23 protein-coding genes, 1 tRNA gene and 1 pseudogene are annotated in these 21,753 nt (G+C 69.8%); 15 read left to right on the forward strand and 10 right to left on the reverse strand.

Annotation, left to right across the window (positions count from 1 at the left end; all coding sequences use genetic code 11):
• Window positions 1–7 precede the first annotated feature (7 nt).
• Window positions 8–1,291: a nicotinate phosphoribosyltransferase gene (locus ACIBHX_RS50895; protein WP_397076138.1), complete on the reverse strand. Its 1,284-nt coding sequence runs from the start codon at window positions 1,289–1,291 to the stop codon at window positions 8–10.
• A 46-nt stretch (window positions 1,292–1,337) separates the two neighbouring features.
• On the opposite strand from ACIBHX_RS50895, the gene clpS reads away from it, so the two are divergent.
• The 5 genes from clpS to ACIBHX_RS50920 all read left to right on the forward strand — a co-directional run bounded on the left by clpS (window position 1,338) and on the right by ACIBHX_RS50920 (window position 3,992).
• Window positions 1,338–1,631 (forward strand): ATP-dependent Clp protease adapter ClpS, encoded by a 294-nt coding sequence (gene clpS / locus ACIBHX_RS50900; RefSeq protein WP_397076090.1) that lies wholly within the window; start codon window positions 1,338–1,340, stop codon window positions 1,629–1,631.
• Between the two features lie 10 nt (window positions 1,632–1,641).
• Window positions 1,642–2,166: a DUF2017 domain-containing protein gene (locus tag ACIBHX_RS50905; RefSeq protein ID WP_397076091.1), complete on the forward strand. Its 525-nt coding sequence runs from the start codon at window positions 1,642–1,644 to the stop codon at window positions 2,164–2,166.
• Between the two features lie 66 nt (window positions 2,167–2,232).
• Window positions 2,233–2,634, forward strand: coding sequence for a Mov34/MPN/PAD-1 family protein (locus ACIBHX_RS50910; RefSeq protein WP_397076093.1), 402 nt, complete (start codon window positions 2,233–2,235; stop codon window positions 2,632–2,634).
• A 136-nt stretch (window positions 2,635–2,770) separates the two neighbouring features.
• Window positions 2,771–3,043, forward strand: coding sequence for a MoaD/ThiS family protein (locus ACIBHX_RS50915; RefSeq protein ID WP_397076094.1), 273 nt, complete (start codon window positions 2,771–2,773; stop codon window positions 3,041–3,043).
• A 1-nt stretch (window position 3,044) separates the two neighbouring features.
• Entirely contained in the window at window positions 3,045–3,992 is a 948-nt protein-coding gene (locus ACIBHX_RS50920; RefSeq protein ID WP_397076096.1) for a PLP-dependent cysteine synthase family protein, read from the forward strand.
• Between the two features lie 45 nt (window positions 3,993–4,037).
• Here ACIBHX_RS50920 and ACIBHX_RS50925 read toward each other — a convergent pair whose 3' ends face one another.
• Complete coding sequence (locus ACIBHX_RS50925; protein ID WP_397076098.1) at window positions 4,038–5,816, reverse strand: DUF3352 domain-containing protein; 1,779 nt, start codon at window positions 5,814–5,816, stop codon at window positions 4,038–4,040.
• Window positions 5,817–5,982: 166 nt separating this feature from the next.
• Window positions 5,983–6,303: a hypothetical protein gene (locus tag ACIBHX_RS50930; RefSeq protein ID WP_397076099.1), complete on the reverse strand. Its 321-nt coding sequence runs from the start codon at window positions 6,301–6,303 to the stop codon at window positions 5,983–5,985.
• 104 nt (window positions 6,304–6,407) lie between these two features.
• Between ACIBHX_RS50930 and ACIBHX_RS50935 the strand changes: the two genes are divergently transcribed.
• From ACIBHX_RS50935 to ACIBHX_RS50945, 3 genes are all read left to right on the forward strand, one after another.
• Entirely contained in the window at window positions 6,408–7,196 is a 789-nt protein-coding gene (locus ACIBHX_RS50935) for a thioesterase family protein (protein ID WP_397076100.1), read from the forward strand.
• A 61-nt stretch (window positions 7,197–7,257) separates the two neighbouring features.
• The gene (gene murI / locus ACIBHX_RS50940) at window positions 7,258–8,151 is read left to right on the forward strand and encodes a glutamate racemase (protein ID WP_397076101.1); all 894 of its coding nucleotides are present in this window, start codon (window positions 7,258–7,260) and stop codon (window positions 8,149–8,151) included.
• Complete coding sequence (locus tag ACIBHX_RS50945; RefSeq protein WP_397076102.1) at window positions 8,148–8,900, forward strand: MBL fold metallo-hydrolase; 753 nt, start codon at window positions 8,148–8,150, stop codon at window positions 8,898–8,900. The genes murI and ACIBHX_RS50945 overlap by 4 nt, the downstream gene beginning before the upstream one ends.
• A 14-nt stretch (window positions 8,901–8,914) precedes the next feature.
• Here the strand turns inward: ACIBHX_RS50945 and ACIBHX_RS50950 are convergent, their stop codons facing one another.
• Complete coding sequence (locus ACIBHX_RS50950; protein ID WP_397076104.1) at window positions 8,915–10,153, reverse strand: MFS transporter; 1,239 nt, start codon at window positions 10,151–10,153, stop codon at window positions 8,915–8,917.
• Between the two features lie 68 nt (window positions 10,154–10,221).
• On the opposite strand from ACIBHX_RS50950, the gene rph reads away from it, so the two are divergent.
• From rph to ACIBHX_RS50975, 5 genes are all read left to right on the forward strand, one after another.
• The gene (rph, locus tag ACIBHX_RS50955) at window positions 10,222–10,941 is read left to right on the forward strand and encodes a ribonuclease PH (protein WP_397076106.1); all 720 of its coding nucleotides are present in this window, start codon (window positions 10,222–10,224) and stop codon (window positions 10,939–10,941) included.
• Window positions 10,938–11,525: an RdgB/HAM1 family non-canonical purine NTP pyrophosphatase gene (gene rdgB / locus ACIBHX_RS50960; RefSeq protein WP_397076107.1), complete on the forward strand. Its 588-nt coding sequence runs from the start codon at window positions 10,938–10,940 to the stop codon at window positions 11,523–11,525. The genes rph and rdgB overlap by 4 nt, the downstream gene beginning before the upstream one ends.
• A gap of 88 nt (window positions 11,526–11,613) precedes the next feature.
• Window positions 11,614–13,212 carry a molybdopterin-dependent oxidoreductase gene (locus ACIBHX_RS50965; protein ID WP_397076109.1) on the forward strand — a complete coding sequence of 533 codons (1,599 nt, stop codon included), beginning with the start codon at window positions 11,614–11,616 and terminating at the stop codon, window positions 13,210–13,212.
• A 56-nt stretch (window positions 13,213–13,268) separates the two neighbouring features.
• Complete coding sequence (locus tag ACIBHX_RS50970) at window positions 13,269–14,063, forward strand: toxin glutamine deamidase domain-containing protein (RefSeq protein WP_397076111.1); 795 nt, start codon at window positions 13,269–13,271, stop codon at window positions 14,061–14,063.
• Window positions 14,060–14,329 (forward strand): hypothetical protein, encoded by a 270-nt coding sequence (locus ACIBHX_RS50975; protein ID WP_397076113.1) that lies wholly within the window; start codon window positions 14,060–14,062, stop codon window positions 14,327–14,329. Before ACIBHX_RS50970 ends, ACIBHX_RS50975 begins: the two co-directional genes overlap by 4 nt.
• An 85-nt stretch (window positions 14,330–14,414) precedes the next feature.
• Here the strand turns inward: ACIBHX_RS50975 and ACIBHX_RS50980 are convergent, their stop codons facing one another.
• The 4 genes from ACIBHX_RS50980 to ACIBHX_RS50995 all read right to left on the reverse strand — a co-directional run bounded on the left by ACIBHX_RS50980 (window position 14,415) and on the right by ACIBHX_RS50995 (window position 19,578).
• Window positions 14,415–16,904, reverse strand: coding sequence for an ABC transporter permease (locus tag ACIBHX_RS50980; RefSeq protein ID WP_397076115.1), 2,490 nt, complete (start codon window positions 16,902–16,904; stop codon window positions 14,415–14,417).
• Complete coding sequence (locus ACIBHX_RS50985; RefSeq protein ID WP_397076116.1) at window positions 16,905–17,645, reverse strand: ABC transporter ATP-binding protein; 741 nt, start codon at window positions 17,643–17,645, stop codon at window positions 16,905–16,907. It abuts the gene before it with no gap.
• Between the two features lie 106 nt (window positions 17,646–17,751).
• Complete coding sequence (locus ACIBHX_RS50990; RefSeq protein ID WP_397076118.1) at window positions 17,752–18,399, reverse strand: response regulator; 648 nt, start codon at window positions 18,397–18,399, stop codon at window positions 17,752–17,754.
• A complete protein-coding gene (locus tag ACIBHX_RS50995; protein ID WP_397076119.1) occupies window positions 18,400–19,578 on the reverse strand; it encodes a sensor histidine kinase in 1,179 nt (392 codons plus the stop codon).
• Window positions 19,579–19,725: 147 nt separating this feature from the next.
• Between ACIBHX_RS50995 and ACIBHX_RS51000 the strand changes: the two genes are divergently transcribed.
• Window positions 19,726–20,169 (forward strand): hypothetical protein, encoded by a 444-nt coding sequence (locus tag ACIBHX_RS51000; RefSeq protein ID WP_397076121.1) that lies wholly within the window; start codon window positions 19,726–19,728, stop codon window positions 20,167–20,169.
• A 278-nt stretch (window positions 20,170–20,447) separates the two neighbouring features.
• Window positions 20,448–20,960 (forward strand): annotated as a pseudogene (locus ACIBHX_RS51005) (HNH endonuclease); the annotation flags it as partial.
• 51 nt (window positions 20,961–21,011) lie between these two features.
• Here the strand turns inward: ACIBHX_RS51005 and ACIBHX_RS51010 are convergent.
• Both ACIBHX_RS51010 and bcp read right to left on the reverse strand, forming a co-directional pair.
• Window positions 21,012–21,095, reverse strand: a tRNA-Leu gene (locus tag ACIBHX_RS51010).
• An 88-nt stretch (window positions 21,096–21,183) separates the two neighbouring features.
• Window positions 21,184–21,657, reverse strand: coding sequence for a thioredoxin-dependent thiol peroxidase (bcp, locus tag ACIBHX_RS51015; protein ID WP_397076123.1), 474 nt, complete (start codon window positions 21,655–21,657; stop codon window positions 21,184–21,186).
• Window positions 21,658–21,753 lie beyond the last annotated feature (96 nt).

Genomic DNA, 21,753 nt, shown 5'->3' on the forward strand with positions numbered 1-21,753 from the left:
CGATACGTCAGGCGAACTCCGTCGGGATCGCCGCATACCCCCTGCCCAGGTGCAGCGCGTCGAGCGGCAGCTGGGTGACCAGCTGACGGTGTCGTTCCCTGGCCACGGCCAGCGACTCGGTGCCCACCACCGCGCCCTCGACGACCATCGGGTGCAGCAACGCCTCCCCGCCCTCGGGCTCCACCCCGGACGTGGTGATCAGCTCGGTGTCCCAGTGGCCGGTCTCGTCGAGCAGCCGGTAGGCCTGCTTGCGCCCGCCCCTGGAGGGCTTGCCGACCGATCGCTTGGCCACCGGCTCCAGCTTGCCGTTGGCCGACTCGCGGGCCACCAGCTTGTAGACCAGCGCCGCGGTCGGCACGCCCGATCCGGTGACCAGCGAGGTGCCCACGCCGTAGGCGTCCACGGGGGCGGCCGCCAGCGCGGCGATGGCGTACTCGTCCAGGTCGGAGGTGACCAGGATGCGGGTCTTGAAGGCGCCGAGCGAGTCGAGCTGCTCGCGTACCTCCTGGGCGGCGGCGGCCAGGTCGCCTGAGTCGATCCTGACCGCGCCGAGCGAGGGACCCACCAGCTCGACCGCCGTCCGTACGGCCTCAGGCACGTCGTAGGTGTCGACGAGCAGCGTCGTCTCCGGGCCGAGCGAGTCCACCTGGGCCTGGAAGGCGGCCCGCTCGGAGTCGTGCAGGAGGGTGAACGCGTGCGCCGCGGTGCCCGCTGTGGGCACGCCGTAGCGGTGCCCGGCCATCAGGTTCGAGGTGGAGGCGAACCCGGCGATGTAGGCGGCCCTGGCGGCGGCCACGGCGGCCCACTCGTGGGTACGCCGTGAGCCCATCTCGATCAGCGGGCGCTTGCCCGCCGCGTTCACCATCCGGGAGGCGGCCGAGGCGATGGCGCAGTCGTGGTTCAACGTGGACAGGATGAGGGTCTCCAGCAGCACGGCCTCGGCGAAGGTGCCCTCCACGACGATGATGGGGGAGGCGGGGAAGTAGAGATCGCCCTCGCGGTAGCCGTACACATTCCCGGAAAAGCGGTAATCGGCGAGAAACGCCAGGGTCGCCTCGTCGACCACCTGGTTCTCTCGCAGGAAGGTCAGCTCCTCGTCGCCGAAGCGGAAGCGTTGTATCTCCTCCAGGACACGTCCCGTCCCAGCGACAACCCCATAGCGGCGCCCGCCGGGGAGATGCCGGGCGAATACCTCGAAAACTGCTCGCCGGTGGGCCGCGCCACTGCGCAGCGCGGCCTGCAACATCGTCAGCTCATAGTGATCTGTGAGCAACGCAGTGCTCATGGGCATAGTCACGACTCGAAGACTACGGCCCAGATAGGGCAGACTCGGGGATGTGGGTAGCACCGCTCCAATCGCCGTCGAGCGTCCGTCATCGGACGTTCGGCCCGATCTGCCATGGGTGACCATCGTTTGGAATGACCCGGTCAACCTCATGTCGTATGTGACCTATGTCTTCCAAACGGTCTTCGGCTACACCAAAGAGAAGGCCGAGAAGCTCATGCTGGACGTCCACCGCAAGGGCAAGGCCGTCGTCTCATCAGGCACGCGTGAAGAAATGGAACGCGATGTGCAGATTCTTCACTCCTACGGCCTGTGGGCGACACTCCAGTCGGACTCGATCAAGTGAGGCGGCACCGGTGAGCTCCGGATTCTCCGCGAGCAGGGGCGGCGGCGTGGTGGCGGAGTTCGAGCCCGCCGAGGTCTCGATCCTGCGCTCCCTCGTCACCCAGGTGCTCGGCCTGATCGTGCCGGGCCAGACCAGCGAGGACCCGCTCGAGCGGGCGCTGGGCATCGGCGCGGCCGAGGTGCCGTCGGATCCGGTGCTCGCACGCCTGTTCCCCGCGGCCTACCAGGATGCCGACGAGGCGTCCGAGTTCCGCCGCTACACCGAGGCGACGCTGCGCGACGGCAAGCGGGCCGACGCTCAGACCATGCTCGACACCGCCAAGGCCGGCCGTAGCGAGCTGACGCCCGAGCAGGCCCAGGCCTGGCTGCGCTCCCTCAACGACGTACGGCTGGCGTTGGGGATCCGCCTGGAGGTGACCGAGGAGATCCACGACGAGATCGCCTCGATGTCGGAGGACGACCCGCGCTACCCGGCCTACGTCACCTACGACTGGCTCACCTACCTCCAAGACAGCCTCGTCAGAGCGCTCTGGTAGGCCGCTCGGCGGCCTACCAGAGCGCCCAGAGCGCTGTGTCTGATTCGAGAGTGGTAATTTCCGGGCATGCTGTCCATCTCGCAGGACCTGGCCGACAAGATCGTCGCTCATGCCAGGGCCGACCATCCCGACGAGGCGTGCGGCGTGATCGCGGGGCGCGACGGCGTCCCCGAGCGGTTCATCCCGATGGAGAACGCCGAGCGCTCGCCCACGTTCTACCGCTTCGACTCCCTCGAGCAGCTGCGCGTGTGGCGGGGGATGGACGACCGTGACGAGACCCCGGTCGTGATCTACCACTCCCACACGGCGACCGAGGCGTACCCGTCCCGCACGGACGTGAACTACGCCTCCGAGCCCGACGCCCACTACGTCCTCGTGTCCACCCGTGAGGAGGACAAGGCGGAGTTCCGCTCCTACCGGATCCTCGATGGGGTGATTACCGAGGAGGAGGTAAGGTTTCTCCCATGATGGTCCGGCCGGTGCAGAGTTACCTCTTCGCGCATACCCCGGCTGTCGTCGTCTACGACTGTCGCTGACCTGGAATCCGCATCCAGCCACCGGTGTTGCTCCGGTGGGACGACTTCATCCGAGGAGACTGAGCTCGATGGCCATCGAGGTTCGCATTCCGACCATTCTGCGCAACTACACCGACGGTGCGAAGGCCGTCAACGCCGAGGGCGCCACCCTCGACGATGTGATCAGCAACCTGGAGGCCCAGCACCCGGGCATCAAGGAGCGGCTGGTCGACCAGGGCAACCTGCGCAGGTTCGTCAACGTGTACCTGAACGACGAGGACGTGCGCTTCCTCGGCGGGCTGGGCACCCCCGTCGCCGACGGCGACACGGTGACCGTGCTCCCCGCTGTCGCCGGCGGGTGACATGCGCTTCGACTCGCTGATCGACTCGGTCGGGCGCACCCCGCTGGTCGGGCTGCCCAGGCTCTCGCCGTCGGAGGACGTGCGGATCTGGGCCAAGCTGGAGGACCGCAACCCGACCGGCTCGATCAAGGACCGCCCCGCGCTGTGGATGATCGAGCAGGCGGAGAAGGACGGCCTGCTCACCCCCGGCTGCACGATCCTGGAGCCCACCAGCGGCAACACCGGCATCTCGCTGGCCATGTCCGCCAAGCTCAAGGGCTACAAGCTGATCTGCGTGATGCCGGAGAACACCTCCGAGGAGCGCCGGCAGCTGCTGCGCATGTGGGGTGTGGAGATCATCTCCTCGCCCGCGGCGGGCGGCTCCAACGAGGCGGTCCGCGTCGCCAAGGGCCTGGCCGCCGAGAACCCGTCCTGGGTGATGCTCTACCAGTACGGCAACCCGGCCAACTGGCGCTCGCACTACGAGAGCACGGGCCCGGAGATCCTCGAGGACCTGCCGACGGTCACGCACTTCGTGGCCGGGCTCGGCACCACGGGCACGCTCATGGGCGTCGGGCGCTTCCTGCGCGAGCGGGTCCCCGGCGTGCAGATCGTCGCCGCCGAGCCGCGTTACGGCGAGCTGGTGTACGGCCTGCGGAACGTGGACGAGGGTTTCATCCCCGAGCTGTACGACGAGAGCGTGCTGACCACCCGCTTCTCGGTGGGCTCGGCTGAGGCGCTGCGCCGTACCCGGGAGCTGCTGACCTCGGAGGGCATCTTCGCCGGGGTCTCCACCGGCGCGGCCCTGCACGCCGCGCTGGGCGTGGCCGCCAAGGCGGTCAAGGCGGGCGCCCGGGCCGACGTGGTCTTCGTGGTCGCCGACGGCGGCTGGAAGTACCTGTCGACCGGCGCCTACGAGGGCACCCTCGAAGAAGCCGAGGAACGCCTCGAAGGCCAGCTCTGGGCATAGCAGAAGGGGCCGACCCGAAGGTCGGCCCCCTTTTTGTCGTGAGCGTCAGTTGAACAGGACGCGCAGGGAGAACGCCGCCCCCGTGTCGGTCTGCTTGCCGCTCAGGCCGACCGCGCGCAGCTTCTCCAGGTTGGCCTTGTCGTCGCCCTCCATGCCCTGCAGGTAGTACTTCTCCACCTTGTCCAGGTCCACGAAGAGCGCGAAGGTGTTGGAGCCCGCGTCGGGGATCGCCGTCTTGAAGGCATCACTGTCGCCCAGCGTGCCGTCCTCGGCCAGCTTCTTGGCGTACTCCTGCGTCGTGGCGAGCGTCAGCGTGCCGTCACCGGGGACCTTGGCCAGCTGCGGCGCGGGCTGCCCGCCCGAGCCCGAGGAGATGGCCTTCTCGACCTTGTCCACGACGGCCTGCGCCTTGGCGGGGTCGGTCGCGATCCGGACGCCGGCGTTGGGGGTCTCGCCGTCCAGGCCCTGGCCGTCCACGGCGACCGTCAGGTTCTTGCCGAGCACCGTGGCCAGGTCGTCGGGGAGCTGCAGGCCGTACTGCGACTTGGCCTGCTCGACGAACTGCTTGAACTGCTCGCCCGCCGGCGTCGCGGCCGCGGACTCCTCGATCTTGGCCCACTGCTTGGTGACGATCTGGTCCAGGCCGGAGATGGACAGCGCGCCCGCGGTGGAGGCCGGGAGCTTGGTCAGGTCGGCGTTCTCCAGGTCGCCCTGGACCAGGCCGTCGGCCCCGCGCAGCACGCCCGCCAACTCGGCGTAGGCGCTGTCGAAGCGCAGCGCGCCGGCGAAGCGGGCGTTCTTGAACTGCTCGAACGCCTTGACCTCCTCCGGCGTCATCGTGGCGCGGCCCAGCTGTGCGGCCTGCCCGATGTTGGACCAGAAGGACAGCACGCCCTGCTCGCCCACGGCGTCCATGTCGTCGCTGAAGTCCTTGTTGTCGGCCAGGCTGCCCTGGGCCTGCGCGTACTGGTCGGCCAGCGCCTGCGTGGAGGTGAGCAGGGCGTAGTCGTCGCGGAAGGACAGGCCGTACTTCTCATCGCCCATCAGCTTCTTGATCCCGGCGCGGGCCTGCTCCTGGTCCTTGACCTGGACGGCCACCGCGAAGCCTGGCTCCTCGGCGGACTTGCCCGGCACGACCGCCAGGCCGATCCTGCTGCCCAGCCACGGGTCGACGTCCTTGGCGAAGTCGAGCTTGGCCAGGTTGTCGTCGTCGCTCTTCACCGCGTTGAACAGCGCCTGGCGCGGGTCCTCGCCGGTGAAGGCGTCCTTGGTGACGGTGAACTTCCTGCCCAGCTGGAACAGCGCGAGCTTCTGGTTGGCCGCCGGGTCCAGGTCGAGGCGCATGTAGGCGAAGGCGTTGGGCGGCAGGACCTCCTGCGGCTGGGTGCCGCCACCGCCGATAGCACCCACCACGGCGTACGCGCCGCCGCCGAGCAGCAGTACGGCCACCGCGGCGGCGATCGCGATGATCCAGCCCTTGCGGCCCTTCTTCGGCGCGCCGGGCCCCTCGGGGGCCTGCTGCCAGGCCAGCTGCTCGGCCTGGCCGTACCCGGGCTGCTGGCCGTAGTGGACCTGCTGCTGCCCATAGCCCTGCTGGTCGTAACCCTGCTGGGCATAGCCTTGCTGGCCGTAATTCTGCTGGCCGTGGTCCTGCTGGCCGTAGGCGGACTGCTGTCCCGAGGATGCCTGCTGCCCGTAGTCCTGCTGACCGCCGTACTGCGGCGGGCCATACTGCTGCTGTTGCGGCGGCTGGTAAGGCTGCTGCTGCTGGTAGGGCTGCTGCGGCGGGTACGGCTGGCCGAGCGGCATCGTGGGAGGGTTCACGGGCTGCTGCTGGTCCTGGTTCCAGCGGTAGGCCGTCGTCCTCTCCGGATCCTGACCATTCGGGGGATTATTAGCAGACATCACTCAACTCACAATGTGGACTTATGACCACAGAGAAGGTAGCTGATGTTGCTATCAGGTCGCTTGCAAGGGACTGAAGTCCGATTTATACGCGGCTCAGTTCCTTTCTCGACGTCTTGAGGAACACCTCGCCCTCGCCGTAAGCGTCCACCGTGTCCCAGGGCACGAACGTGCACCCCACGTAGACGACCCTCGCCAGCCACTCCGACAGCCACCCGAAGCGCCCCTCGCGCCCCCTGGTCAGCCCCATGAACAGGGGCCCGCGCAGACCCGAGACGAGCAGCCCGTACACCGAGTGCTGGAGCTCGCCCTTGTGCCTGACCACGCGAACGTCGACGACGTGACCGACCCATATCCCCCGGCAGTCCCAGACGGACTGGCCCATGAGTTCGGAAACACCTGCCATGATCCAGACTCTCTCAGCCGAATCACGTTTTCGCAGGTAGGCGCGCTGATGTACCGATGCCGTAGAGTATGGAGCCTAATAGAATTATATTCGGGAGATGGCGCATGACGAAGTTCGACGAGGCCACCCAGGCGATCAGGGTCGATGAGCACACCTATGACGTCTGCCTCGATCCGGGCTACGGGATCGGCGGGCCGCTCAACGGCGGATACCTCATGGCGGTGATCCTGCGCGCGGCGGTGGACGCCTCGCCGTTCGAGCATCCGGTGAGCCAGACCGCGCAGTTCCTCAAGTCCCCGGTCGTGGGCCCGGCGCAGGTGCGGCTGCAGCAGTTGAAGGCGGGCAAGACCGTGGCGTTCACCAGGGCCACGCTCGTCCAGGATGGCGTGCCGCAGATCGAAGGTCTGATCACGACCGCGACCCTGCGGGAGACTGAACCGGTTTATAGCGATAAAGCGCCACAAATGCCGTCGATCGAGGACTGCGTGAAGCTCCCCGATCCCAAGCCCGAGTCGAACATGACGCTCAACGCCCAGATGGACCTCCGCTTCGACCCGCCCACGATCGGCTGGCTCAAGGGCGAGCCCACCGGCAGGCCCGAGTCGCGCGCCTATTTCCGCATGTCGGAACCCCAGGACCCCGACCCGTACGTCATGGCGCTGGCCGTCGACGCCCTCCCGCCCGTCGTCTTCTCCGCGGGCGCCCGCGGCTGGGCGCCGACCGTCGACCTCACTTGGCACCTGCGCGCCCTGCCCGCGCCCGGCTGGCTCACCCTGCACGGCACCGGCCGCCTCATCTCCGACGGCTGGTTCGACGAGGAGGTCGAGATCTGGGACTCGGCCGGCCGCCTGGTGGCCCAGGCACGGCAGCTGGCGCGAGTGGGACGCGGGTGACAGCGACACTGTGAGCATTCTTACGCAGTGAAGTCGTAGCAGGTCCCTTACCCTCGAAGTCGTGCCGGACGCGAGCATTGGGATCTTCGACAGCGGGGTGGGTGGCCTGACGGTCGCCAGAGCGATCATCGATCAGCTGCCTCACGAGTCCATCACCTACGTGGCCGACACGGCCCGCCAGCCGTACGGGCCCAAACGCATCGCCGAGGTCCGCAAGTATGCCCTGGAGGTGATGGACCATCTCGTCGAGCACGACGTGAAGATGCTTGTGATCGCCTGTAACAGCGCCAGCGCCGCCGTGCTGCGCGACGCCCGCGAGCGCTACGCCGTGCCCGTGATCGAGGTGATCCAGCCCGCCACCAGGAGGGCCGTGCGGGCCACGAAGAGTGGCAGGGTGGGCGTGATCGCCACCCGCGCCACGATCGAGTCGATGGCCTACCACGACGCCTTCGCCGCCGCACCCGACGTCAAGCTCACAGGAGTGGCCGCCCCGCTCCTGGTGGAGTACGTCGAGCGTGGCGAGACGATGAGCGAGGAGCTCATCGAGGTGGTGCGCGAGTATCTGGTGCCGGTCCAGGCCGCCGAGTGCGACACGCTCATCCTCGGCTGCACCCACTACCCGCTGCTCACCGGCGCCATCTCCTACGTCGCCGGAGACGGTGTCACGCTCGTCTCCAGCGCCGACGAGACGGCCAAGGACGTCTACCGCGTCCTGCACGACCGCGGCTTGGCCGCGGGGACCGACGCCACCCCCCGGCACCGGTTCCGCGCCACCGGCGACTCCCTGCTCTTCGCCCAGCTCGGGCGGCGCTTCCTGGGCCCGGAGATCGACACGGTCGAGATCGCACCGGTGATGGACCCGGGACGGGACGGGGACATCCATCACGGAGGATCGGTCGAGTGGAGCTCGACAACCAACCCTGGGGGTACCACCTCTAATGGGAGGCCCGCATGAAGGTGACGATCGTCGGCTGCTCGGGAAGCTTCCCCGGGCCCGACAGCCCCGCTTCCTGCTACCTGCTGGAGGCCGAGGGGTTCCGGTTGCTGCTCGACCTGGGCAGTGGGTCGCTGGGAGCGCTCCAGCGGCATATCGGGCTCTACGACGTGGACGCCATCTGCCTGTCGCACCTGCATGCCGACCACTGCCTCGACCTGTGCGGCTATCACGTCGCCCGCACCTACGGCCCCGCCGCGCCGTACCCGAAGATTCCCGTCTACGCGCCGGCCGACGCCCCGCGCAGGATGGCCGCCGCCTACGGCATGCCGGAGGAGCCCGGCATGGAGACGGCCTTCGACTTCGTACGGCTGGCGCCGGGCATCTTCGAGGTCGGCCCGTTCACCCTGGCCGCAGGCCTGGTCAACCACCCGGTCGAGGCGTACGGCTTCCGCGTCATGCACGGCGGGACCAGCGTGGCCTACTCAGGTGACACCGGCGAGTCCGCGGAACTGGTGAAGCTGGCCGAGGGGACCGATCTGCTGCTGTGCGAGGCGTCGTTCCTCGACAAGCCGGACCTGCCCACCGATCTGCACATGTCGGGCCGCCAGGCGGCCGAGCACGCGGCGAAGGCCGACGTGGGCAGGCTGGTGCTCACCCACCTGGTGCCCTGGAACGACCAGAACAGGGTGCTGGAGGATGCCACCCGCGGCGGGTACGGCGGCCCGATCGAGCTGGCGCGCAGCGGCGCGGTCTACGAGCTGGGCTGAGGCTAGGACACGAGCTAAGACTTGGCCCGCAGCTCGGAGAACTCGCGCACGTAGGGCAGCGGCGAGAACAGCAACGGCAGGAATCCGACCAGCCGGAAGCTCATCAGCAGCCACAGCGCGTCACGCACCCCCAGATGCTGGGCCAGCAGGCCACCGAGCAGTGCCCCGAGCGGCAGCGTGCCCCACACCACGAACCGCACGGTGGCGTTGACCCGTCCCAGCATGTGCTCGGGTGCGACGGTCTGGCGGTAGGTGATCTGGCCGACGTTGTAGAGCATCGCGCCCCACGACAACCCGATCGAGGTGATCGTGAAGAAGCACACCCGCCAGTCGGCGTGCGTCATCGGCAGCAGCAGGCCGAACGGCGAGCTGATCACCATGGCCAGGAACATCACCCTGGCGGTGCCGTACTTCTTGCACAGGTAGCCGCTGGTGAAGCCGCCGAGCAGCCCGCCGACGGCACCCGACATGAGCAGCACGCCGATCACGCCGGGCGGCAGCTTGACCACGTCGGCCAGGAACAGCACCGACAGCCCGAGCACGCCGTTGATGCACAGGTTCGTGTAGGCGGTGGTCATGACGATCACGCGCAGCAGCCGGTCGCGCCAGACGAACGCGAGCCCCTCGCCGATGTCCCGGGTCAGCCTGCCGCGCTCGGTGACGCGGGGCTCGCGGTCGGGCTCCTTGATCGTGCCCAGGAACAGCAGCGACCCGAGCGAGGCCAGCGCGGTGGCCGTCAGCGTCCTGGGCGCGCCGACCAGCTCCACCAGCAGGCCGCCGAGGCTGGGTCCGGCCAGCATGCCGCCGGAACGGACGGTCTCCAGCTTGGCGTTGCCGTCGGTCAGGTTCTCCTTGAGCACCAGGTCGGGCAGGTAGGTCTGGTCGGCCACGTCGTTGAAGACCTGCGCCGCCCCGGCGAGCAGCGCGACCACGAACATCATCTGGATCGACAGCAGCCCGAGCGCGTCCGCCAGCGGGATGCTGCCGAGCAGCAGGAACCTGACCAGGTCGGCGCCCATCATCACGGGCCGCTTGCGCATCCTGTCGACCCACACCCCCGCGGGTAAGCCGATGAGCAGGAACGCGGTGGTCTGTAACGCGGACAGCGCACCGACTTCCAGCGGGCTGGCGTGCAGGATCAGCACGGCGACCAGGGGGAGGGCCACCCGGGTGATGTTCGCCCCGAATTCGTTGGAAACGTGCGAGCTGAGGAACCGGAGGAAGTCAGGATTCCGCAACACCCCCGTTGTCATTGCGTAAGGATCGCTGTGTCGGACACATTCGGTCAAGGGTGTGTCGGGCCGGAGATAGGGTGATCTGCATGTCTCGACAGGATGGACGCACCCCCAGTCAACTCCGGCCGGTCACGATCACGCGCAACTGGATCAGCCATGCCGAGGGCTCCGTGCTGGTGGAATTCGGCGGCACCCGGGTGCTGGTCGCGGCCTCCGTTCAGGACAGCGTGCCGCGCTGGCGGCGCGGCAGTGGCCAGGGCTGGGTGACCGCCGAGTACGCGATGCTGCCCCGGGCCACCAACACCCGCAACGAGCGCGAGTCGGTGCGCGGCAAGATCGGCGGCCGGACCCACGAGATCTCCCGCCTCATCGGCCGCTCGCTGCGCGCCTGCGTCGACTACAAGGCGCTGGGCGAGAACTCGGTGCTGATCGACTGTGACGTGCTGCAGGCCGACGGCGGCACCAGGACCGCCGCGATCACCGGCGCCTACGTCGCGCTGGCCGACGCGATCGCCTGGATGCGCGAGCGCAAGATGTGCCCCGGCGACCCGCTGGTCGGCTCGGTCTCGGCCGTGTCGGTGGGCGTGGTCGGCGCGGTGCCGATGCTCGACCTGTGCTACACCGAGGACGTGTCCGCCGAGACCGACATGAACGTGGTCATGACCGGCGACGGCAGCTTCGTCGAGGTGCAGGGCACCGCCGAGGGCGTCCCCTTCGACCGCGGCGCGCTCGACCAGCTGCTCGACCTGGCGGTGATCGGCTGTGAGCAGCTGACGCTGATCCAGCGGGAGGCCCTGGCGTCGTGAAGATCGTCCTAGCCACCCGCAACCCCGGCAAGATCGCCGAGCTGCGGCGCATCCTGTCGGGCTTCGACATCGTGGGCCTGGAGGAGTTCCCCGCCATCGAGGACGTCGTGGAGAGCGGCATCACGTTCGAGGAGAACGCGCTGCTCAAGGCGCACGCCGTCGCGCAGGCCGCCGGCCTGCCCGCGGTGGCTGACGACTCGGGCCTGTGCGTCGACGTGCTGAACGGCATGCCGGGCGTGTTCTCCGCCCGCTGGGCCGGCCGTCACGGCGACGACCGGGCCAACCTGGAGCTGCTGCTCGCCCAGGTCTCCGACGTGCCGGAGCGGCATCTGGGCGCGCACTTCACCTGCTGCGCCGCGCTGGCCCTGCCCGGTGGCGGGCAGCGCACAGTGGAGGGCGTCCTGCCGGGCCGGCTCATCCGCGAGCCGCGCGGCGCCAACGGATTCGGCTACGACCCCATCTTCGTGCCCGAGGGCGACAGCCGTACGACCGCGGAGATGCCGGCCGAGGAGAAGGACGCCATCAGCCACCGCGGGCGGGCCTTCGGCGCGCTCGCGCCCATCGTGCGGGAGCTGCTCGGCTAGCCACGGCCTGGCACGGCGCCGAGCTGCGCCGTCCGCTGTAACCGGGGCGTAAGAACTCCCGGCCCCCAGCGGGCGTAGCGTCGGTGGGGTGAAAGTGGTTCCAGTTTGGGCGGGCGCGCTGGCCGGACTCGTCTCCGGCGCGGTGGCGCTCGGAGTGGCGCAGCTCGTGGCCGGGTTCATCAAGCCCGAGACGTCACCGGTGATCGCGGTCGGCGACTCCGCGATCGACCTGACGCCCGCGCCGGTCAAAGAGTTCGCGATCAACACGTTCGGCGCCTACGACAAGACCGCGCTGCTCGGCGGCATGCTCCTGGTGATCGCGCTGATCGCCGCCGGGATCGGCGTGCTCGCGCGGCAACGGGTCCTGTACGGCCAGCTGGGGCTGGCCGCGTTCGGGGTCGTGGGCGTGGTTGCCGTGCTGACCAGGCCCGGTGCCGCCCTGGTTGACGTCGTCCCGACGGTGGTGGGCGTGGCCGTGGGCATCTGGGCGCTCGGGTGGCTGATGAAGCGCGCCGTCGCCCTCCGGCCCGGCGCCGCCGTGGCGTCCGGTGCCGAGGACGTCCACGACCAGCAGACGCTGGAGGTGGAGCGGCCCGCGGTGATGCGGGCAGGGGACGACCTCTACGCCTTCGACCGGCGGCGGCTGCTGACCGGGGTGGCGACCGGGATCGTCGTGGCCGGCGCCGGGACCGTGGTGGGGCACGTGCTGGGCGGCCGCAAGGCCGTGGACCTGGCCAGGGGCAGCCTCGCGCTGCCTCGCTCGACGCCCAGGCCGCTTGCTGCGGGCACCGACTTCCACATCAACGGCCTGTCCTCATTCATCACGAAAAATCGGGACTTCTACCGGGTGGACACCGCCCTCATCGTTCCCCAGGTCAATCCGAAGGCGTGGAAGCTGCGCATCCACGGCATGGTCGACCGCCCGATCGAGCTCACCTTCGACGACCTGCTCAAGCGCCCGCTCACCGAGGCCGACGTCACGCTGACGTGCGTGTCCAACGAGGTCGGCGGCCAGTACGCGGGCAACGCCCGCTGGCTGGGCGTGCGGATGGCCGACGTGCTGCGCGAGGCGGGCCTGCAGTCCGGTGCCGACATGCTGCTGTCCACCTCCGACGACGGCTTCACCGCCGGTACGCCCGTCGACGTGGTCATGGACGGCAGGGACGCGCTGTTCGCCTTCTCGATGAACGGCGAGGTGCTGCCGACTGAGCACGGCTTCCCCGTGCGGCAGGTCGTGCCCGGGCTGTACGGGTACGTGTCGGCCACCAAGTGGGTGGTGGACATCAAGGTGACCAGGTTCGACAAGGACCAGGCCTACTGGACGCCGCGCGGGTGGTCGGCCAAGGGGCCGATCAAGACCGAGTCGCGGATCGACGTGCCCGCCTCGGGCGGGTCCGTCAAGGCCGGCCGTGCCGTCATCGCGGGCGTGGCGTGGGCGCAGCACACCGGGATCGCGGCGGTCGAGGTCCGGGTGGACCGGGGACCGTGGCAACAGGCCAGGCTGGCCCAGGTGCCGGGGCCCGACACCTGGCGGCAGTGGATGCTCGACTGGGACGCGACGCCGGGGCAGCACACGATCCAGGTGCGGGCCACCGACGCGGCAGGCCGTACGCAGACCGAACAGGAGGCGCCTCCCGCGCCTGACGGCGCGACCGGGTGGCACACGATCACGGTGAACGTGGCGTGAGACCGCCCGGTCCGCCTGCCTGACCGCGCGACTTTCCCCGATCCCGCCTCCTGAGCGTGACCGTCCGCATACGATCGGTGGTCGGTCGTGACAGGAGGCAGGACGTGGTCCCGGGCGGCGGGCAGTACAACCCGATGGTGGGCGATGGGTTGCGGTGGCTCGACTACGAGCGCGCGGCCGAGGACGGCCCGCCGCAGGACCGTGCCCCGAGCCCGGCCGTGCGGGACGGGCGCGACTGGTTCGACAGGGAAGGGCGGCCGCCACGGCTCGCCGACTGCCGGCCGTACGCCACGGCGGGCGGGCTCGCGTCCCCCGACCCGCAGGTCGAGCGGGACCTGGCGCGAGCGGTGCCGCCCGGCACCCGCTTCCCCGACCCGCGCGGCACCTGGGTGCGGCTGATCAACGGCGGCGGCCCGGCCGACGACCCGTTCCGCGCCTCCAACGCCGTCGACTGCGCGCTGGCCGTCATCTCGACCTGGCACGGCGAGCCCGCCGCCGCGGCGCCCAGGACTCCCGAATACGACAGGATCGGCAGGCCGCTGCTCTTCGGCGAGGCCGGCGGCACCGCCAGGATCGAGCGCTGGATCGGCCACCCGGTCCAGTGCGCAGGCCAGGGGCGGCACGCCTACCCCCTGCTCGCCCGGCGGCTCATCGAGGCCGGTCATGGAGCCGCCGCGGTGATCGTGGTGCGCTGGCCGTCGGGCGGCGCGCACGCCTGGAACGCGGTCAACCACCACGGCGAGGTCGTCTGGATCGACGCCCTGCGCGGCCACATGGCCGTCGAACCGCCCTACACCACCGTGACAGGCGTCTTCTGCGTCGTCGTCGATCGGGAGGGGCATTCCCGATGAACCTGGACCAGGCGCGGGCCCTCGCGGAGGAGTACATCAACGGTGTACGGCCGGCCGACGACCCCGTCACGGTCGGCGTCCACGGCTTCCCCGGCGGCTACGTGGCCTGGATCCGCGAGCCGGACCCCGACGACCCGACCACGCTGCCCGCCACGGCGGGCGGCGCCTGCATCGTCATCGACGCAGGCACCGGCGAGGTGGCGATCCGGCCACTGCTCGACCCGGAAACCGTGGCCGCCCAGTGGCCGGACCGCGCTCCCCGGTGAAGTGCGGGGCGGTGAGGAGTCGCAACCCGCCTGACCACCCCGCACTGGTCACGTTTCCCTTCCGGCAGGGAAGGCCGGTCGGGGTCTAGCCCGTCGCCAACGAGCCGACGATCGAGGCGCGGGCGGCCCGGCGGGCGGGCAGGACGGCGGCCAGGACGCCTGCCAGGCCCGAGAGCGCCACGAACAGGGCGATCTGGCCGACCGGGGCGGAGAAGCGGGCGCCGTCCACCATCGTGTGGATCGCGGCCCAGCCGAAGACCGTGCCGAGCACCACGCCCACCAGGGCGCCGATGAGGCCGAGGACCAGAGCCTCCACCGAGAGCATGCGGCGCAGCTGCGGGCGCGTCAGACCCAGGGCCCGCAGCAGGGCCGACTCCCTGGTCCGTTCGTGGACCGACAGCGACAGGGTGTTGGCGATGCCGAGCAGGGAGATGAGGATGGCCAGACCCAGCAGACCGGTGACGATCATGAGGACCATGTCGAGCAAGTCGTCGAACTGGCCGCGCACCTCCGTCGAACTGGTCACCTGGACCGTCGGATAGGCGGCCGCCGCGGCCTCGACGACCTTGCGGGCCTGCTCCGGCGCGACGCCGTCCTTGATGTTGATCATGACCCGCGAGTCGGGGACCTTGCCGAAGTAGTCCTCGAAGACCTGCTCCGCCACCGTGATCGCGGGCAACGGCGAGTCGCTTCCGTCCACGATCGCGACGACCTTGAGCGGGACCGTTCCCGCCTTGGGCGTGCGCACCGAGACCGTGCCGCCCAGCCGTACACCCAGGTGCTCTCCCGCCTTGGAGTCGACGGCCGCCTGGCCGGGGCCCATGCCCTGCAGGGTGCCGCTGACGAGGGCGGGCTTGAGCGGGCCGGAGAACGTGCCGACGGACGTGGGCTGCTTGCCGATCTTGGCGTCCTTCTCGCGGATCTCCACCACCGAGGTCAGCTCAGGCCTGGTGCGCAGCTCCTCCACGATGGTCCGCGGGACGGCCGCGTCACGCTGCTGTGTCGCCAGCAGGTAGTCGATGGGGAACTGGTCGTCCAGCTTGGCCGTCATCGTCACCCGGGTGGAGGCGGTGATCACCGAGATGAGCGTCATCAGCGTCACGCCGATCGTCAGCGCGACCGTGGTGGTCGCGGCCCGCTTCGGATTGCGGCCCGAGTTGTCGACCGCCAGCCTGCCCGGCACGCCGAACAGCCGCCGCGGGATCCATCCGACGACCGCGCTCAGCGGCCTGACCAGTACCGGCCCGAGGATGAGCACGGCCAGGAACGTCAGCGCCCCGCCGCCCATCACCACGAACAGCGGCAGCTGGCTGCCCGGATTCATCATCACCCCGGTGACCGTCACGCCGATCCCGGCCAGCAGGAACAGCCCGGCGAACACCATGCGCAGCACCCCGGTGCGGAACGACTGCTCCTCCACCTGTGTGCGCAGCGCCGCGATGGGCGCCACCCGGGTCGCCGCACGGGCGGGCAGCAGCGCCGCGCCCACGGTCACCGCCAGCCCGAGGACCAGCCCGATCGCGATCGTCTTGGGCGCCAGCGAGACGGCGGCCCCCGTCGGCAGCGGTGCGTCGAAGGCGCGCAGCAGTGTCATGGCCAGCGTGCCCAGCCCGTATCCGGCCAGCAGGCCGAGCACGGACGACAGCAGGCCCACGACGGCCGACTCCAGCAGCACCGAGCCGAACACCTGCCTGCGCGTCGCCCCGATGCAGCGCAGCAGCGCCATCTCCCTGGTCCGCTGGGCCACCAGGATGTTGAAGGTGTTGTAGATGACCAGCGCCGCCACCAGCATCGCCACCGCACCGAACAGCAGCAGCCCGGCGGTCATGAACTCGGTGCTGACCCCCGCACCTTTGGCCAGGGCGCCGGCCAGTTCCTGCCCGGTCATCACCGTGTAGCTCCTGCCGACGGTGGCCGTGACCGCCTGCTTGAGCGCGGCCGGATCGGACCCGGCGACGTCGATCTCGCGGAAACCCTTCGCCCCGGTCATCCGCTCGGCGGTGGCCTGCGTGAAGCCGAGCGCCCCCGTGAAGCCCAGCTCCTGGTCGACGCCCGTGTCGAACAGACCGACGACCTTGAACTCGTGCCTGCCCTGCTTCGGATCGAGCACACTGACCGTGTCCCCGACCTTGAAGCCCTGCGCCTTGGCCGTGTTCTTGTCCACGACCACCGCCGAGTCGTCGCTGCCTGGCCCGGTGCCGGAGACGATCGTGGTCCGGTTGAGCGAGCCGGGCACGATGGAGATCGCCGTGGTCGGCATGCTGCCCGCGACCTTGCCGTTCCTGCCCAGCAGCGGCGCACTCGCCCTGATCAGGCCCTGCGCGTCGGTCACCCCCGGGATACCGCGCACCTGCTCGAGCAGCTTCTTCGGCAGTACGGCCTCCGCGTCCTTGACGCCGATGGCCACGGCCACCTTGTCGGCCTCCGCCGTGACCCGCTGCGAGAAACCCGCCTGGATCGTGTCGGTGAGCACGAACGTGCCGGCGATGAAGCCGACGCCCAGCGTGATCGCCAGCGAGGTGAGCAGCAGCCTCAGCTTGTGGGCACGCAGTCCGGCCAGAGCCGTCTTGAACACCTACGCCTCCAGCTTCACGAGCGTGTCGAGCACCGACTGCGGCGTCGGCTGCAGCAGCTCGCTGACCAGCTCGCCGTCGCGCAGGAACACCACGCGGTCGGCGTAGGCGGCGGCCACCGGGTCGTGCGTCACCATCACGATGGTCTGGCCCAGCTCCCGCACGCTCGCCCGCAGGAACGACAGCACCTCGGCGCCGCTGCGGGAGTCGAGGTTGCCCGTCGGCTCGTCGGCGAAGATCACCTGCGGCTTGCTGATCAGCGCGCGTGCCACGGCCACGCGCTGCTGCTGACCGCCCGACAGCTCGGTCGGCCTGTGGCTCAGCCGGTCCTTCAGCCCGACCGTCTCGATCACCCGGTCGAACAGCAGCTGGTCGGGCTGGCGCCCGGCGATCTCCAGCGGCAGCCGGATGTTCTGCTCGGCCGTCAACGTCGGCAGCAGGTTGAACGCCTGGAAGATGAAACCGATCCGCTCCCGCCGCAGCAGCGTCAGCTGCTTGTCCGTCAGCCCGGTCAGCTCCACGTCCCCGATGCGGATGGTCCCGCTGGTGGCCGTGTCCAGCCCCGCCAGGCAGTGCATGAGCGTGGACTTGCCGGACCCCGACGGCCCCATGATCGCGGTGAACGCGCCCGTGTCGAAGGCCACGTCCACGCCGCGAAGGGCGTGCACCTGGGCGTCGCCCTGCCCGTACACCTTAGTCAGGCTCCGGGCCACGACGGCGAGTCGCGTCTCGGTGATGGTCACGTTCACTCCTTGGTCGGCTTCAGAACGCGAACCACGCTACGGGCGGAATGTTCAGGAAATATGGGCCCTGAGGAGGGACTTCGTGTAGGCCGTGAGATGACCCGAATCAGCCGTTCGGACGAGAGGGGATCACGAGTCCCGCCTCGTAGGCGTACACCACGACCTGAGCCCTGTCACGCAGCCCCAGCTTGGCCAGGCTCCTGCCCAGATGCGTCTTCACCGTGGCCTCGGCCACCTCGAGCGCGGCGGCGATCTCCAGGTTCGACAGGCCGCGCGCCACCATCAGCAGCACCTCCTGCTCGCGCGGCGTCAGGCCGCTCACCGGCGCCGGCTCCTTGGCCGGCGACTGGGCGGCGAACCGGTCGAACATCCGCCGCAGCGTGCTCGGCGCCATCACCGCGTCGCCGGCGTGGACCGCCCGGATCGCCGCCAGCAGGTCGCCCGGCGGCACGTCCTTCAGCAGGAACCCGGAGGCGCCCGCCTTGATCGCGGCATAGGCGTACTCGTCCAGGTCGAACGTGGTCAGGATCAGCACCTTGGGCCCGTCGATGCGGGCGGTGGCCTCCACGCCGTCCATGCGTGGCATGCGCACGTCCATCAGCACCACGTCCACCTCGGTGGTGGCCAGCTTCTCCAGCGCCTCGGCGCCGTCGCCCGCCTCGGCCACGACCTCCAGGTCGGGCTGGGCGCCCAGCACCATGCGGAACCCGGCCCGCAACAGCATCTGGTCGTCGACCAGCATCACCCGGATCATCTACGCCGCCTTCCACTCGGCCAGTGGCAGCCTGGCCAGGACCTCGAAGCCGCCGCCCTGTCTCGGCTCTGCCGACACGGCGCCGCCGTACATGCCTACCCGCTCGCGCATGCCGATCAGGCCATGACCGTCGGGGCTCCTGGGGGCCGCCGCGCCCCGGCCGTCATCGGTGATCTTGAGGGTCAGCTCGGCCGCGCCGTACCGCAGCTCGACCAGGCCGCTCACGCCGGGACCGCCGTGCTTGAGCGCGTTGGTCAGCGCCTCCTGCACGATGCGGTAGACCGCCAGCTGCTGGCCTTCGGGCAGGTCGCACGGCGCGCCCTCGATGCGCAGCTCGGCGGGCACGCCGGCCTGCCGTACCAGCTCCTCCAGCTGGGCCAGGCCCGGCTGCGGCAGGTAGTCGGTGCCGGACTCCTCGTCCTGGCGCAGCACGCCGACCAGCCTGCGCATCTCGGCCAGCGCCTCGCGGCCCGTCTTGGAGATGTTGCGTACGGCCAGCCGCGCCTGCTCCGGGTCGCTGTCGATGGCGTAACCCGCGCCGTCGGCCTGGACCACCATGACGCTGACGTTGTGCGCCACCACGTCGTGCAACTCCCTGGCGATGCGGGTGCGCTCGGCGGCGGCGGCGATCCTGGCCTGCTGGTCGCGCTCGCGCTCGGCGCGTTCCGCGCGCTCCTCCAGACTCTCCAGGTAGCGGCGGCGCGTGTTGGCGTACAGGCCGGTGATCCAGATCGTGACGACCAGGATCGAGCCGCTGAAGAACAGGCTGAGCGTCACCTGGTCCCAGTGCACCAGCGCCAGCCACACGCCCACCTCGGTGACCCCGCACGCTGCCAGCGCCCAGCGGAACGAGCAGCGGTAGGTCACCGACCAGAGCGCGACCAGGACCGCGAAGTTGGCTGGCAGCGGGTCGACGCCGGCCAGCCACTGGCCGAAGCTGGCCAGCGTGACGACGGCGAAGACGATCAGCGGATGCTGGCGCCGCCACAGCAGCGGCGCCAGCAGCAGCGCGGACAGGCCCAGATAGCCGGGCACCCCGATGTACGCGCCTGGGTCATGCGGCGTGATGGTGCTGTACGGGATCGTCATACCCAGGGACAGCGCGAAGAGAGGGGCCACCCGCAGGGCGTCCACCAGCATGCCGTGGCTCTTGGACCAGGCCCAAACCCTGCCGAACACACACTCACGATATGTAACCCCTGGCGCGGCTAGGTCCGTCTGGAGGGGGAAGTGGGTCTACGACCCAGGTCTTACACGGGTCTTACGAGGGTGACGGCACTCTTGGTTGTGGGAGCGCCCCTGCGGGGCGAGTAAAGGGAGATCGTGATGGCGGATCATGATCGCGAAGTCGGGCCGCGCGACGAAGAGGAAGCGTCGCGCGGCCCGGCCCCTTCGGGGGCCCAGAGCGCGGGCGCCGAGGAGAGTCACACGATGCCCGGCGCCGCGGGACGAACGGCTCCACCACCGCCCCCTCGGGGCGACGGGTTCCGCGACTTCATGCGGCAGAAGACGGCGCAGATCATCCTGGCAGGGCTGATCGGGCTCGTCGTCGGCGGGCTGCTCGGGGGCGGGGCCGTGGCGGTGATCAGCGGGTTCGTGCATCGTGGGGATCGCTACGTGTACGACTACTACCCGCGCTGGCAGCGCTTCCGCGACGACTGCGGGCCCGGCCCCTGCTCCTACCGGTATCCACCGCCGTACGTGCAGCGATGGCAGGCTCCACCTCCCCCCACGGTTACCCCCATCCCGAAGCCGACGCGTACTGGGTGACTGCGGGCCTTTTCGGGTTGCCCATCGCCCTGACCGCCCTCCCGTTGCCCCTTCGCCACGTCCCCTCCACGCGCGTTGACCCCAGGGTCGCGCTGGACATCCCGGCTCAAGCGGTGGCCCTCTTCGGCACTCCGCGCAGCGGCGGCGCACATGCCCACATCAGCCGACGGATAAAGGCGGCACAGCTCAGCACGGCGCATTTTTCGCGCCCATCGCGGACATCCCTGGGCGCGATCGACCGCGAGAGCCTGGCGTCGGCCGTGCGAGATGCCCGGAGCATGAGCGAGGTGCTCCGGCGTCTCCACCTGCCCGTGCGGAGTGCCACGCGCGACGAACTACGCCGCCGCCTACGCGCTCTCAGCCTGCCGGAGCCCGCCGGCTTCCGGCGGCTCAGCTTCGACAGGGAAGAGGTGTGCCGGGTCGTGGCGGCCTCGACCTCGGTGGCCGAGGTGATACGTCGGCTTGGCCTGCCGTACGGCGAGGCCAACCGGCGGCGGATCCTGCGCTTTGTGGCGGGTCACGGCATCGACACCGCCCACTTCCGGCGTGAACCCGCCGGTGCCGAGCTGCGCCGTGCTTGGAGAGACCCGGCCGCGATCCTCGTCCGGCGTCCGCCAGGGGCGGGGCGGAGTCCGGGTTCCGCGCTCCGGCGCGCGCTGGCCTGGCTGGGAGTCCCCAGCGTGTGTGCGCTATGCGGGACGGGTGACACCTGGCAGAGCGCGCCGTTGATCCTCGAGGTCGACCACATCAACGGGGATCCGCTCGACAATCGGCGCCACAATCTTCGGCTGCTGGTCACTCCCAGACCACGACGTTCGCCGGGCGGAACCGGGGGACAGATGTGCGGGCGGGGGGACTCGAACCCCCACAGTGTCTCCACCAACAGGACCTAAACCTGCCGCGTATGCCGATTTCGCCACGCCCGCGCACGGGTCCCACCGAATCGGGACCCGGCTCAGTCTAGCGTTCCGCTCCGAACGGTCGTACAGAGAAAGCCGGGCCCAGCGCGCGGTGTCAGGCGAGGTTGAGTTTCTTCTTGAGGGAGGCTACGTGGCCGGTGGCCTTCACGTTGTAGAGGGCCTGGTCGATCTTGCCGTCGGCGTCGATGACGAACGTGGACCTGATGACCCCGACCATCTCCTTGCCGTACAGCTTCTTCGGGCCGTAGGCGCCGTAGGCCTTGTGGACGTCCAGGCCTGGGTCCGAAAGCAGGGGGAAGGTCAGGGCGTCACGTTCGACGAACTTGGCCAGCTTTTCCGGCTTGTCCTTCGAGACGCCGAGCACCACGTACCCCTCGGACGTCAGCTGGCCCAGGTTGTCGCGGAAGTCGCACGCCTGCTTGGTGCACCCGGGTGTCATCGCGGCGGGGTAGAAATAGAGGATCACCCGCTTGCCGCGATAGTCGTCGAGCGAGACGGTGTTCCCGTCGGACGTCGGCAGCGTGAAGTCGGGTGCCGCGTCGCCCTGCGCGAGCTTGGTTTCGGTCATCAGGCCCTCCAGAGTTCTCCAGGCAAAACCTACCGGCCCGCCCGCTGTCCCGCGGGGCGCCGTGACCTGACAGACTGATCGCGACCACAGCGGAAT

It is taken from the genome of Nonomuraea sp. NPDC050536 (genome assembly GCF_044457685.1).
Lineage (GTDB): Bacteria > Actinomycetota > Actinomycetes > Streptosporangiales > Streptosporangiaceae > Nonomuraea.

What these genes read in the sequence shown, in the direction of transcription:
- ACIBHX_RS50895 (WP_397076138.1), bottom strand. Translation starts at nt 1,291, where the DNA reads ATGCCCATGAGCACTGCGTTGCTCACAGATCACTATGAGCTGACGATG.
- ACIBHX_RS50910 (WP_397076093.1), top strand. Translation starts at nt 2,233, where the DNA reads ATGCTGTCCATCTCGCAGGACCTGGCCGACAAGATCGTCGCTCATGCC.
- ACIBHX_RS50915 (WP_397076094.1), top strand. Translation starts at nt 2,771, where the DNA reads ATGGCCATCGAGGTTCGCATTCCGACCATTCTGCGCAACTACACCGAC.
- ACIBHX_RS50920 (WP_397076096.1), top strand. Translation starts at nt 3,045, where the DNA reads ATGCGCTTCGACTCGCTGATCGACTCGGTCGGGCGCACCCCGCTGGTC.
- ACIBHX_RS50930 (WP_397076099.1), bottom strand. Translation starts at nt 6,303, where the DNA reads ATGGCAGGTGTTTCCGAACTCATGGGCCAGTCCGTCTGGGACTGCCGG.
- ACIBHX_RS50935 (WP_397076100.1), top strand. Translation starts at nt 6,408, where the DNA reads ATGACGAAGTTCGACGAGGCCACCCAGGCGATCAGGGTCGATGAGCAC.
- ACIBHX_RS50945 (WP_397076102.1), top strand. Translation starts at nt 8,148, where the DNA reads ATGAAGGTGACGATCGTCGGCTGCTCGGGAAGCTTCCCCGGGCCCGAC.
- ACIBHX_RS50950 (WP_397076104.1), bottom strand. Translation starts at nt 10,153, where the DNA reads ATGACAACGGGGGTGTTGCGGAATCCTGACTTCCTCCGGTTCCTCAGC.
- rph (WP_397076106.1), top strand. Translation starts at nt 10,222, where the DNA reads ATGTCTCGACAGGATGGACGCACCCCCAGTCAACTCCGGCCGGTCACG.
- ACIBHX_RS50975 (WP_397076113.1), top strand. Translation starts at nt 14,060, where the DNA reads ATGAACCTGGACCAGGCGCGGGCCCTCGCGGAGGAGTACATCAACGGT.
- ACIBHX_RS50990 (WP_397076118.1), bottom strand. Translation starts at nt 18,399, where the DNA reads ATGATCCGGGTGATGCTGGTCGACGACCAGATGCTGTTGCGGGCCGGG.
- ACIBHX_RS51000 (WP_397076121.1), top strand. Translation starts at nt 19,726, where the DNA reads ATGGCGGATCATGATCGCGAAGTCGGGCCGCGCGACGAAGAGGAAGCG.
- bcp (WP_397076123.1), bottom strand. Translation starts at nt 21,657, where the DNA reads ATGACCGAAACCAAGCTCGCGCAGGGCGACGCGGCACCCGACTTCACG.